Below are 11,857 nucleotides of genomic sequence, written 5' to 3'. Positions count from 1 at the left end.
CCGCGGGTTTCGGCAACGATACGATCCTGAACTTCGGAGCCAATGCGGCCGCAGGGCAGGACCTGCTCAATATCGCGGAGTTCGGGATCACCAGCGCGACGTTCGCTGCCAACGTGACCATCACGGCCAACGGGGCAGACACGGTGGTAGGGATCGGGGCTGACAGCATTCAGCTTGTCGGTGTCGCCAGCGCGGCCGTTGATCAAACGGACTTCATCCTGGCCACTTGAGGTCCTGGCCAGTACTGTCGCAAGGAGCGTGGACCACGGAGGGGAGGGCAATGGATGCCCTCCCTTTTTCCTTCCACTCAATGTAACGCAGCCTCGGGTTGCCGTGCCTGATCGTGCAGGAGGGTGGGTATCACCTGGAGAGTCTGGAGGATAATGCCAGGGCGTTTTTTTTGAGCCCTGAGGTGTGGCAGCTCTGAGATCTTGGGTGTCTGGATGATCGCTTTCGCGAGCAAGCCCGCTCCCACAGTGTCCGAGTAAAACCGCAGATTTGCGGACGGCACTGAACCTGTGGGAGCGGGCTTGCCCGCGAAGAACGATAACGCGGTCCACCTGACGGAACACAAACGCCCTACGGCACTTGCCATAGCCCTTACGTTAACGTAAAGATTGCGGCAGGGCGCCGACGTATGAAGGCGCAAGGGCGGACGACCCGGAGCGCTTGATGACGCTAATAAAAACCAACTCCCCCAAACTGCATCGAGAAGCCCGGCTGGCCCGGGAAAAGCTGCACCTGGAAGGCGAAGTGCCGGATGGCGTCCTGCGTGCGGAAATCGATGCCTCGTGGCGGCGCAGCCTGAGCCATGGCGTGCATTTCAATGCCAAGCACGAACTGGCGCTGGAATCGAGCGCCAGCCTCGACCTGTTGTTGGCCAGCAATCGCCTGCTGATCGACGCCGCGCTGCCGTCCATCGATTACCTGGCCGAGCGTCAGGGCAAGGAAGGGCTGATCATCCTCGCCAACTCCGACGCCACCATCCTCGCCGTCGAAGGCCGCGCCGACCGTCTCAAGGGCAGCGGCCTGCAGGACATCACCCTCGGCGCCTGCTGGAGCGAAGCGGTCCGCGGCACCAACGCCCTCGGCACGGCACTGGTGGAAGCACGGCCGACCCTGATCGATTGCGGCGAGCATTACCTGGATCGCCTCAGTGATTTTTCCTGCACTTCGGTGCCAATCCATTGCCCACAGGGCGACATCCTCGGCGTTCTCGACCTGACCCGCGAAGGCCCGCTCGGCCGTGCCCATGACAGCACGGCGCTGCTGGCCATGGCCGTCAGCCAGATCGAAAGCCGGGTGTTCAACGCCAGTTACCCGGACGAAATCGTCCTCGCCTTCCACAGCCGTCGCCAATACCTCGAATCCCCGTGGCAAGGCCTGCTGGCGGTGAGCCTTGGCGGGCAGATCCTCGCGGTCAGCGCCCAGGCTTGTCAGTTGCTCCACGCCGAGCGCTCGGCCCTGGTCGGTCGGCGCTGCGAGGAGTTTCTCGGCGTCGATGGTCTGCAGTTGTTGGCGCGTCTGCATCAGGGTGGAGCCGGCAGCCTGCAGACCGCCAAGGGTGAGTTCTTCTATAAAACCCTGCGCGCGCCACAACGCTCGATCAACGTCAGCAGCCCGCCGCGCACGGTCGCGAAACCGGCCAAGGCGCAACCGGATCTGGAAGCGCTCGCCGGCAGTAACAGCCGTTACGCCCGAGCCTTGCGCATGGCCCGTCAAGGGTTGGCCAACGAACTGCCGGTCCTGTTATTGGGCGAAACCGGCACCGGCAAAGAAGTGATCGCCCGTGCCCTGCACATGGCCGGCGTGCGCTGCGACAAACCCTTCGTGGCAGTGAACTGCGCGGCGATTCCCGAAGGCCTGATCGAGTCCGAACTGTTCGGCTACCGCGAAGGCGCGTTCACCGGTTCACGCCGGGGCGGCATGGTCGGCCGCCTGCAACAGGCCCATGGCGGCACCCTGTTCCTCGATGAAATCGGCGACATGCCGCTGGCCTTGCAGGCCCGACTGTTGCGGGTGTTGCAGGATCGCAAGGTCGCGCCCCTGGGCGCCGGCGAAGAGCAGGACATCGACGTCGCGCTGATCTGCGCCACCCACCGCGACCTCAAGCGTCTGGTGGAAGAAAAACACTTTCGCGAGGACCTGTTCTACCGGGTCAATGGCATCAGCGTGATGCTCCCGGCCCTGCGCGAACGCGAAGATTTCGCCGCGCTGGTCAGCCGCCTGCTGACGACACTGGGCGCACCCGCCGTGGTGCTGCACGATGATCTCGATCGTTTGCTCAGCGGCTATCACTGGCCGGGCAACATCCGCCAGCTGGAGATGGTCCTGCGCACCGCGCTGGCCATGCGCGAACCGGGTGAAACCGTGCTGACCCTCGACCACCTGCCCGACAGCATGCTCGACGAATTGACCGCCAGCGAACGGCCCCAGGCCAGCAGCATCCGGGAAAACGAACTGGAGCTGATCCGCCAGTCCCTGGACACGCATCAGGGCAACGTCTCGGCCGCCGCCGACGCCCTGGGTATCAGCCGCGCGACCCTGTATCGCAAGCTCAAGCAGTTGCGCTCCTGATGCAACGCCTGATCGTTCGGCTGATCGACAGCCAGAACCCCGAGGCCTTGCAGGCGTCGCTGCGCTGGCTGTACAGCTTCGTGCGCCCCCATCGCCTGGCGATTGCCGGGCTGCTGGGCTTGTCGGTCTGTGCTTCGGCGTTGGTGCTGGTGCAACCCTGGCTGACCAAGCTGTTGATCGACGACGGCCTGCTGGCGCGCAACTTCCCGATACTGGTGCTGATCGCCGGGCTGATGATCGTTGCCGGGCTGCTGGGCACGGCGCTTTCGGGCATCAACCGCTACCTGCACACGCGCCTGTCCGGGCGCATGCTGTTTGCCCTGCGCGATGACCTGTACCGGCATCTGCAAACCCTGTCGCCGAGCTTTTACGGTCAGCGGCGCATCGGTGACCTGATGTCGCGCCTCGATGGCGACGTCGCGGAGATCCAGCGGTTCGCCGTGGACTCGCTGTTCTCGGCGGTGTCGAGCGTGATTGGCCTGGTGGTTGCCATCGCGATGCTGGTGACGCTGTCGTGGAAACTGTCGCTGCTGGCCCTGGTACTGATCCCCCTCGATGTCCTCTGGCTGCGCTGGATGCGGCGCAAGGTCGAGCGCGATGTGCGGCAGTTGCGCGAGCGTTCGGCAGACATGTCGTCGTTCATGGTCGAGACCTTGCCGGTGATGAAGTTCATCCAGTCCGCCGGCCAGCAACAGCGCGAAGCGCGGCGCCTGGAAACGCTGGGGCAAGGCTACATGAGCCAGTTGCTGCGCCTGCAAGTCACCGAGTTTTTCACCCAGGCCGTGCCGGGCACGCTGACCTCGCTGTCCCGGGCCTGCGCCTTTTTGATCGGCGGATACTGGGTGGTGCAGGGCACCTGGCAGCTCGGTGCGCTGATCGCGTTTTCCACCTACCTGGGGATGGCCGTGGGGCCGGTACAGAGCCTGCTCGGGCTCTACGTGGCGATTCAGCGGATGACCGTCAGCCTCGGCCGGGTCATGGAGTTGCGCGGCGAACAGCCGACCGTGTCGACGCCTGCCAGACCACGGCCGATGCCCAATGGCGGCGATCTCTGGTTCGACAACGTGCATTTCGCCCATCCCGGTCGCCAATCGACCCTGCGCGGCATCGAAGCGCGGATTCCCTACGGTATGAAAGTGGCCCTCAGCGGCGGCTCGGGTGTCGGTAAATCCACCCTGATCGACCTGCTGCAACGCCATCACGATCCGCAATCGGGACGGGTACTGCTGGGCGACGTCGATGTGCGCGAGCTGGACCTGTTCCAGTTGCGTCGACGCATTGCCATCGTCAGCCAGGACATCGTGCTGTTTCGCGGCAGCCTCGCCGACAACCTGGCTTACGCGGTGCCGGACGCCAGTCGCGAAGCGATTGCCGAAGTGGCGCGCCTGGCGCAACTCGACAGCCTGATCGAGTCCTTGCCCGAGGGCCTCGACAGTCCGCTGGGCGAGCGCGGCCAGCAGTTGTCCGGTGGGCAGAAGCAGCGCATCGCGATTGCCCGGGCGCTGTTGCAGGACCCATTGATTCTGGTGCTCGATGAAGCGACCTCTGCGGTGGACGAAGCCACCGAGCGCGAAGTCATCGACGCCATCGACCGCTTGTTTGCCGCACGCACGCGCATTCTGATCAGCCATCGCCCTTCAACCCTGGCCGATGCCGATCTGCGTTTCGAATTGCTCGACGGCGTGCTGACCTCGAAAACGGTGCTGCATGAAACCTGAGTTGCGCATCGGTGTGGTGGACAGCGGCCATTCGGCGGCGCAAAGGGTGCAAGTGATCGCCGGTCGGCGCTTTTCATTGCTCGAAGATGGCCTGGCCGAGGGCGACTTGCGCGAGGATCCGCTGGGACATGGCAGCGCGGTGATCGAGGCGATTGGCCGGCGTGCACCCTCGGCGCTGTTTTGCGTGGCCCAGGTGTTCGACCAGCGCGGTGTCACCAGTGCCCTGCAGATCGCCACGGCGATTGACTGGCTGGTGGCGCAGAACGTGCGACTGATCAATCTGAGCCTCGGCTTGCGTCAGGATCGCAGCCTGTTGCGCACAGCGTGTGCGGCGGCGGTGGCGCAGGGCGTGCTGCTGTGTGCATCGAGCCCGGCCCAGGGGGGCGGGGTGTTTCCGGCTAATTATCCGCAGGTGTTGCGGGTGACCGGCGATGCGCGCTGCGCCGAGCGGGAATGGTCGTGGCTCAACAGCGCCCAGGCGGATTTCGCCGCCTGTGTGCATGGCACGTACCCGGGGCAATCCGGGGCGAGCCTCGGATGTGCCGCGTTGAGCGGGCACATCGCCGGGTTCCTTGTCGAGCAGCCTGATGCCAGCAATGAGCAAGTCATCGAGTGGTTGCGCGACCATGCCCGTTACCGTGGCCCTGAACGGCGCTTCGGGCCATGACGGACATCGTCATTCTTGGCGCCGGACCGGCTGGAGCCGCTGTCGCACTGGGGCTACGGCGGCTTGGCCATGGCGTCACGCTGATCAGCGAATGGCGCCGGTTTGCGGCGCTTGAAGGCGTGTCCGTGCGGGTTCTGGATGCCTTGCGCAGCGCGGGCCTGCATCAGGCGTTGACGGAGGCGACACTGCCTTCTCAACGCCAGGTGAGCTGGAACGGCCAGCACCATGCGCAGAACATCGAGTACTTGCTCGACCGTCCGCTGTTTGACCGAGGCCTGCGTGAGGATTTGCGCCTGGCGGGGGTCGAGCTGATCGAAGGCCGGGTGCTCAGGGTTCAGTCATCGGCCAATGGTCACCGAATCGAAATCGACGGACACGAAGCGCTGCTCGCGCCGTTTCTCGTGGAAGCCCGAGGGCGGCAGGCACCCGCTATCGGCAAGGGCTTGCGTGGCCCCGAGACCGTCAGCCTGCTCAATCGCTGGCAAGGTACGCCGGGCAGCACCGCCAGCGCCGTGGAAAGCCTTGCAGACGGCTGGGCATGGATGGCGCGGCGGGCCGACGGCCAGTGTTACTGGCAATGGACGGTGGATGTGGCCAGTGCCGGGTTGCCGGGCAAGGCCATGTTGCTCGATTACTGCCGGCAAAGACGTGGGGAGTCGGCAGTGGCCCGTGGTTTTTTCGGCGGCGAACCGGAGCTGGATGTGCAGCTGCATGCCCGCAGCAGCACGGCGATTCTCAACCCGCAGGTGTGCGGCGATAACTGGATTCGGGTCGGTGATGCGGCGATGGCCGTGGACCCGTTGTCGGGCAATGGCATCTTTCAATCCCTCTCCTCGGCGTTGCAGGCGCCGACGGTGATCAACACGCTGTTGTGCAAACCTGAGCGAGCGGCTCTGGCCCGGCGTTTCCACGAGCAGCGGGTGGAGCAGCTGTTTTTGCGTTTTGCGCGGATCGGCCGGGATTTCTATGCCGATGAACAGCGTTGGCTGGATCAGCCATTCTGGCAGGCACGACGGCAATGGCCGGATGCTGAAATTGCCCATGCCGAGGCCGATTTTAATGCCCTGAGAATCGAACTCGCGCCGGTGTTGCGTGACGGATTTGTCGACGAGGCCGAGGTGGTGATCACGGTGGATCAACCGCTGGGGATCTGGCATGTGCAGGGGGTGGAGGTGGCGCCGCTTGTAAGAAGATTGCGCACGGAGCCGGCTGAGCAGGTATTGGCCGGGTTGACGGTGGAGCAGGGAAGGAGGGTTCGCGGCTGGTTGTTGGCTCAGGGATTCAAACCCTGATATTTGGGCTGTCTGGACCGGCCTCTTCGCGGGCAAGCCCGCTCCCACAGTGGATTTGTGTACGACGCAAAACACTGTGGGAGCGGGCTTGCCCGCGAAGGCGGCCTAATGGACGCTACAAATCACAATTTGATCAACACCGACTTCAGCTCGGTGTAATGCTCGATCGCCGCATACCCCATCTCACGCCCAACGCCGGACATCTTGTAGCCGCCGAACGGCAACGCCGGGTCCAGGGCGCTGTGGCAGTTGACCCACACCGACCCCGACTTGATGCGTGGAATCATCCGGTGCACCGCCGCCAGATCATTCGACCAGATGCTCGCCCCCAGGCCGTAGGGGCTGTCATTGGCCATGCGCAGGGCATCGGCTTCGTCGTCGAACGGAATCGCCACCAGCACCGGGCCGAAGATTTCTTCCTGCACCAGTGAGTGCTTCTGATCGACATCGACAATCACCGTCGGCTTGACGAAAAAGCCCGGCCCAAACTGCTCGCCGCCGCAGGCGATGGTCGCACCGCTTTCCCGGCCCTTTTCGATGTATCCGTAGACGCGTTCCTGCTGGCGCGCCGAGATCAAGGGGCCCATGTCGACGCTCGGGTCCAGGCCGTTGCCGAGCTTCATCGCGTTGGCGATGTCGCTGATGTCCGCCACCACATTGTCAAAATGCTTGCGCTGCACATACAGCCGCGAACCTGCACAGCAGACCTGGCCCTGATTGAAGAAAATAGCGCTGGCGGCCCCGGCCGCGGCGGTTTTCAGGTCGGCATCGGCCATGACGATGGTCGGCGACTTGCCGCCCAGTTCCAGGGTGACCCGGGTCATGGAGTCCATGGCGATCTTGCCGATCTGCTTGCCCACCGCGGTGGAGCCGGTGAAGGTCAGTTTGTCCACCAGCGGGTTGTGGGTCAGGGCGGAACCTGCGGTGATACCGGTACCGGTGACCACGTTGAACACGCCTTCGGGATAACCGGCCTCCAGCACCAGCTCCGCGAGTTTCAGTGCGGTCAGCGGGGTTTCATCGGCGGGTTTGAGTACAACCGTGCAACCGGTGGCCAGGGCCGGACCGAGTTTCCAGCAGGCCAGCAGCAGCGGGAAGTTCCAGGCAACGATGGCACCGACCACGCCCACCGCTTCTCGACGGATGAAGCTGTGGAACTGATCGTCGGGCATCAGCGGTGCCGAGACGTCAACCGTCGAGCCTTCGATCTTGGTCGCCCAGCCGGCCATGTAGCGCAGGAAGTCGATGGCCAGTTGCACGTCCATCACCTGGGCCACAGCCGCGCTTTTACCGTTGTTCAGGCATTCCAGTTGTGCCAGCAGCTCGGCGTCGCGCTGCATCAGGTCGGCGAGTTTCCATAACAGGTTCTGCCGCTCCCGAGGGCGGGTGCGGGTCCAGGATGAATCGTCGAATGCCTGGCGGGCGGCGAGGACCGCGCGGTCGACATCCTCCGGCGTTGCCCGTGGCACCACGCACAGCACTTCACCGGTGGCCGGGTTGTGCAGGGGCATGGTCTGGCCGTCGGTGGCCTCGACCCAGTCTCCGCCGATGAGCATGCGCGGGGCGCGCTGGATGAATGCCGAAGTGGCGGGAAGCAGGTGTGGGAGCGACATGATGAAACCTCGTCTTGTTCGTGTGGCGAGGTCTTTCGCAATGGCTGTGCCAGTTGTCCATTTTCGGCCCGAGGGCCCCATCTGCCGGGGCGTGACAGATTCTCTGCGGATCACCCTGCGAACGATAAACGTCGCAAATTGCGACGACGTGAGACGTCCCGAACACAACACCCTGTAGGAGCGAGCTTGCTCCGGGCGGCGTTCCGACGATGGACGAAAGAGCGCCACGTTTAGTCGGCAAGCACGCGTAATCGTTAACGACCATCGCGAGCAAGCTCGCTCCTACAGAAAGCTATGCTTGTCTCAGGCTGAAACAGTTGTCGCGAAATTAAACGCGCAACGCCGGCGACAGGATTGGCAAAACACCGGCCATTATCGGCAAATCATTGATTCATTGAGGTATTCATAAGCTGGCACGCTCCGTGTATTGCTCATTGCAGACGTTTCTCCTGCCTCCGTCAGCGGTTCACCGCCGACGGCAGAAACCATAAAAACGATAAGCCACAACAATAAGAACGCACCGTGCGAGGTTCGACGTTGATGAAGAGAAAACTCCGATCAGGCATGAGCGCCAGCCTGCTGGCCGTAGCCGCTTTTGTAGCGCTGCATTCGCCTCACAGCCTGGCAGCCCGCGACGCCCAGACCATCCTCAAGGAAACCTGTCAGGGCTGTCATACCCCCGAAGCCGATAACGCCCTGAGCCGCATCAGCCACCAGCGCAAGACGCCGGAAGGCTGGCTGATGAGCATTGCCCGGATGCAGACCATGCACGGTTTGCAGATCAGCGACGACGACCGCCGCACGCTGGTCAAATACCTGGCCGACACCCAGGGCCTGGCACCGAGCGAAACCGACGGCGTGCGTTATGCGCTGGAGCGCCGGCTCAATACCGTCGAGCAATTCGATGACCAGACCAGTCAGATGTGCGGCCGTTGCCACTCCGGTGCGCGGGTGGCCCTGCAACGGCGGCCCGCCCAGGAGTGGGAACGTCTGGTGAACTTCCACCTCGGCCAATGGCCGTCACTGGAATACCAGGCCCTGTCCCGCGACCGCGACTGGTTCGATCTGGCCCGCAAAGAGATGGTGCCGCTGCTGGCCAAGCGTTATCCGCTGGACAACCCGGCCTGGAAAAAATGGCAGAGCGCCGCACCGAAAAGCGAGGCGCTGGCGGGGGACTGGAGCTTCAGCGGCCACTTGCCGGGCAAAGGTGAACTGGCCGGTGTGATGAGCGTGACCGCCGACGGTAGCGACACCTTCAAGGTCAGCGTCAAAGGCCAGTACGCGGACGGCTCGCCGTTCAATGGCGATGGCAGCGCGATTCTCTACACTGGCTATGAATGGCGCGGCAACGTGACCATCGATGGCGTGACCATGCGCCAGGTGTTCGCCGCGCAAGGCAATGCCATGCAGGGCCGGATGTTCGAGGCCGAGCACGACGAACGCGGCCTGGACTTCGTCGCCGCCAAACAGGGTTCCCAGCGTTTGCTGGCGGTGCAACCGGGCTACGTGAAAGCCGGCAGCGAAACCGAAGTGACCCTGATCGGCAGCGGCCTTTCCGGCAAACCGAACTTCGGCAAAGGCGTGGAAGTGGTTGAAGTCGTCTCGCAGAGTCCGGAGCAGATCAAGGTCAAGCTCAAGGCCGCCGCCAATGCCCAGCCGGGCGCGCGTGCAGTCACCGTCGGCACGCTGAAAGGCCCGAGCCTGTCGGTGTACAGCAAAATCGCCGAAGTCAAAGTCGTGCCGGAGTTCTCGGTGGCGCGGATCGGCGATGGTGGTGGATCGACGCCGAAAGTCCAGGGCCGTTTCGATGCCGAGGCCTGGGGCAAAGGCGCCGATGGCAAGCCGTACCGCATCGGCGTGTTCCCGGCGCAGTGGAAGGTCGAGGCCTTCGACGAACGCGCCAAAGAGGACGAAGACGTCAAGTTCGCCGGCACCATGCAGGCCGACGCAGGTGTGTTCACCCCGGGCGATGCCGGGCCGAATCCGGCACGCAAGATGTCCACCAACAACGCCGGCAACCTCAAGGTGATCGCCGCCGTCGACGACGCAGGGAAATCCCTGACCGGCGAAGGTCACCTGATCGTGACCGTGCAACGCTGGAACAATCCACCCATTCCGTGATGTTGAAACCTGAGCTGCGCTGAAAACAACGGCTTCAGACACTTTTCGGAATGACCGCAGGTCCCGCAAACCGGGGCCTGCACAGGAGGTTTGCAATGGGCGCTATCTTGAATCTGGTCGAACGCAACCTGCACGAAGTGCAGGTCGATGCCGACCGCATGCTGTTTCACATCCCCAGCAGTTCGCTGTTCGCCAGCGATGAACTGACGGGCACCATCATCGATACCTTGCGTGGTCCCGGCTGCTCCTCGGACGACCTGATCCAGCGCCTGGCGGCGCGCTTCAACGGCGAGGAAATCACCGAGACCCTGCGCGAGCTGATGGCCCTGGAACTGGTCAGCGACGGCTCGCCGCTGACCCCGGACATCGCCACCAAACGGGTCGAGCGCACGGCGATCAACACCGTGGTGCTCAACGTCAACACCGGCTGCAACCTGAGCTGCACCTACTGCTACAAGGAAGACCTCGACAAGCCGTCGGCCGGCAAGAAGATGGACGTGGAAACGGCCATCGCCTCGGTGGAAATGCTGCTGCGCGAATCCCCGGATGAAGAGCGTTTCACCGTGGTGTTCTTCGGCGGCGAACCGCTGAGCAACCGCAAGCTGATCGAGTACATGGTCGATTACTGTGAGAAGCGTTTTCGCGAGGCCGGCAAGTTCGTCGAATTCGTCATGACCACCAACGCCACGCTGCTCACCGAAGAAACCGTGGACTACCTCAACGCCCACCGTTTCGGGCTGTCGGTGAGCATCGACGGTCCGAAAACCGTACACGACCGCAACCGCATCACCGTGGGCGGGCAGGGCACCTATGACGTGGTGCGGCGCAAGGCCGAGATGCTGCTGTCGCGCTACAACAGCCGTCCGGTGGGCGCGCGGGTGACCCTGACCACCGGCGTGACCGACGTTGAAACCATCTGGGATCACCTGTTCAACGAGCTGGGTTTCGCCGAAGTCGGCTTTGCCCCGGTGACTTCCGGCGACATCAGCAGTTTCAACCTGACCAGCGACGAGTTGATCGAAGTCTTCGCCAACATGAAAAAACTCGGTCGGCGCTATCTGGAAGCGGCGCTGGAGCACCGCAACATCGGTTTCTCCAACCTGCACCAGCTGATCACCGATATCCACGAAGGCCACAAAAAGGCCCTGCCGTGCGGCGCGGGCCTGAAGATGCTGGCGGTCGATCACAAGGGCGAGCTGAACCTGTGCCACCGCTTTACCGGTTCGAGCCTGCCGACCTTCGGCAACGTGCACAGCGGCGTCAAGCAGGTGGAGTTGAACGACTTCCTGTCCCAGCGCCTGGACCGCACCAACACCGGTTGCGAAGACTGTCAGATCCGCAACCTGTGCTCCGGCGGTTGCTACCACGAGAGCTACGCCCGCTACGGAGACCCGACGCACCCGACCTATCACTACTGCGAACTGATGCGTGACTGGGTCGACTTCGGCATCGAGGTCTACACCAGGATCATGGCCCATAACCCTGCGTTCATCAGCAGCTACATCACTCCGCGCAAGGCTCACTGATATGAAACATCTCAAGGCAATCAATAACAAAGCGTTGAAGCTGGATCAGGCCGCGGACGAGAACCGCATAGAAGAAGTGGTGGCCATGAGCTCCGTGGCGGGCTGTGCCTCGACCACCGACCCGGGCTGGGAAATCGATGCGTTTGGCGGTGTGTCGTCGCTGTGCCAGCCGATGGAGGCCGATCTCTACGGTTGCTCCGACCCGTGCTGGTGGCCGGCCCAGGTGCCCGACATGATGAGCACCTACCCGGACTGGAACAAGGATGCCCAGGCGTCCAACGAAAACTGGCGCAACCTCGGCACTGTCTTCCCCAAAGACAAGTGATCACAGAAGAAGGATTCC

8 protein-coding genes and 2 pseudogenes are annotated in these 11,857 nt (G+C 63.3%); 9 read left to right on the top strand and 1 reads right to left on the bottom strand.

Features of this window, described 5'->3' with window-relative positions:
• From BSF40_RS30505 to BSF40_RS30480, 6 genes and pseudogenes are all read left to right on the top strand, one after another.
• Positions 1-230: pseudogene (locus tag BSF40_RS30505) on the top strand (calcium-binding protein); the annotation flags it as partial.
• 86 nt (positions 231-316) lie between these two features.
• Positions 317-427, top strand: a pseudogene (locus BSF40_RS30500) (histone deacetylase family protein); the annotation flags it as partial.
• A 245-nt stretch (positions 428-672) separates the two neighbouring features.
• On the top strand, positions 673-2,577 hold the full coding sequence (locus tag BSF40_RS30495; RefSeq protein WP_095968155.1) for a sigma-54-dependent Fis family transcriptional regulator: 1,905 nt from the start codon (positions 673-675) through the stop codon (positions 2,575-2,577).
• The gene (locus BSF40_RS30490) at positions 2,577-4,295 is read left to right on the top strand and encodes an ABC transporter ATP-binding protein (RefSeq protein ID WP_095968154.1); all 1,719 of its coding nucleotides are present in this window, start codon (positions 2,577-2,579) and stop codon (positions 4,293-4,295) included. The genes BSF40_RS30495 and BSF40_RS30490 overlap by 1 nt, the downstream gene beginning before the upstream one ends.
• Positions 4,285-4,962, top strand: a complete 678-nt coding sequence (locus BSF40_RS30485; RefSeq protein ID WP_095968153.1) for a S8 family serine peptidase — start codon at positions 4,285-4,287, stop codon at positions 4,960-4,962. Before BSF40_RS30490 ends, BSF40_RS30485 begins: the two co-directional genes overlap by 11 nt.
• Positions 4,959-6,254, top strand: a complete 1,296-nt coding sequence (locus tag BSF40_RS30480; RefSeq protein WP_095968152.1) for an NAD(P)/FAD-dependent oxidoreductase — start codon at positions 4,959-4,961, stop codon at positions 6,252-6,254. The genes BSF40_RS30485 and BSF40_RS30480 overlap by 4 nt, the downstream gene beginning before the upstream one ends.
• Positions 6,255-6,376: 122 nt before the next feature.
• On the opposite strand, the gene BSF40_RS30475 is transcribed toward BSF40_RS30480, so the two are convergent.
• On the bottom strand, positions 6,377-7,867 hold the full coding sequence (locus BSF40_RS30475) for an aldehyde dehydrogenase (protein WP_095968151.1): 1,491 nt from the start codon (positions 7,865-7,867) through the stop codon (positions 6,377-6,379).
• A 540-nt stretch (positions 7,868-8,407) separates the two neighbouring features.
• On the opposite strand from BSF40_RS30475, the gene peaA reads away from it, so the two are divergent.
• The 3 genes from peaA (at position 8,408) to qhpC (ending at position 11,839) form a co-directional block, all read left to right on the top strand.
• The gene (peaA, locus tag BSF40_RS30470; RefSeq protein WP_095968150.1) at positions 8,408-9,988 is read left to right on the top strand and encodes a quinohemoprotein amine dehydrogenase subunit alpha; all 1,581 of its coding nucleotides are present in this window, start codon (positions 8,408-8,410) and stop codon (positions 9,986-9,988) included.
• Positions 9,989-10,083: 95 nt separating this feature from the next.
• A complete protein-coding gene (gene peaB / locus BSF40_RS30465) occupies positions 10,084-11,514 on the top strand; it encodes a quinohemoprotein amine dehydrogenase maturation protein (RefSeq protein WP_007971077.1) in 1,431 nt (476 codons plus the stop codon).
• A gap of 1 nt (position 11,515) precedes the next feature.
• Entirely contained in the window at positions 11,516-11,839 is a 324-nt protein-coding gene (qhpC, locus tag BSF40_RS30460; protein ID WP_007971075.1) for a quinohemoprotein amine dehydrogenase subunit gamma, read from the top strand.
• Positions 11,840-11,857 lie beyond the last annotated feature (18 nt).

The sequence above is a fragment of the Pseudomonas sp. ACN5 genome (assembly GCF_002303975.1).
In the GTDB taxonomy this organism is placed as follows: Bacteria; Pseudomonadota; Gammaproteobacteria; order Pseudomonadales; family Pseudomonadaceae; genus Aquipseudomonas; species Aquipseudomonas laurylsulfatiphila.
This window is presented reverse-complemented; position numbering and strand designations above follow the sequence as displayed.

Excerpts from the sequence above, each read along its gene's own strand:
- BSF40_RS30495 (WP_095968155.1), top strand. The coding sequence starts at position 673 with ATGACGCTAATAAAAACCAACTCCCCCAAACTGCATCGAGAAGCCCGG.
- BSF40_RS30490 (WP_095968154.1), top strand. The coding sequence starts at position 2,577 with ATGCAACGCCTGATCGTTCGGCTGATCGACAGCCAGAACCCCGAGGCC.
- BSF40_RS30485 (WP_095968153.1), top strand. The coding sequence starts at position 4,285 with ATGAAACCTGAGTTGCGCATCGGTGTGGTGGACAGCGGCCATTCGGCG.
- BSF40_RS30480 (WP_095968152.1), top strand. The coding sequence starts at position 4,959 with ATGACGGACATCGTCATTCTTGGCGCCGGACCGGCTGGAGCCGCTGTC.
- BSF40_RS30475 (WP_095968151.1), bottom strand. The coding sequence starts at position 7,867 with ATGTCGCTCCCACACCTGCTTCCCGCCACTTCGGCATTCATCCAGCGC.
- peaA (WP_095968150.1), top strand. The coding sequence starts at position 8,408 with ATGAAGAGAAAACTCCGATCAGGCATGAGCGCCAGCCTGCTGGCCGTA.
- peaB (WP_007971077.1), top strand. The coding sequence starts at position 10,084 with ATGGGCGCTATCTTGAATCTGGTCGAACGCAACCTGCACGAAGTGCAG.
- qhpC (WP_007971075.1), top strand. The coding sequence starts at position 11,516 with ATGAAACATCTCAAGGCAATCAATAACAAAGCGTTGAAGCTGGATCAG.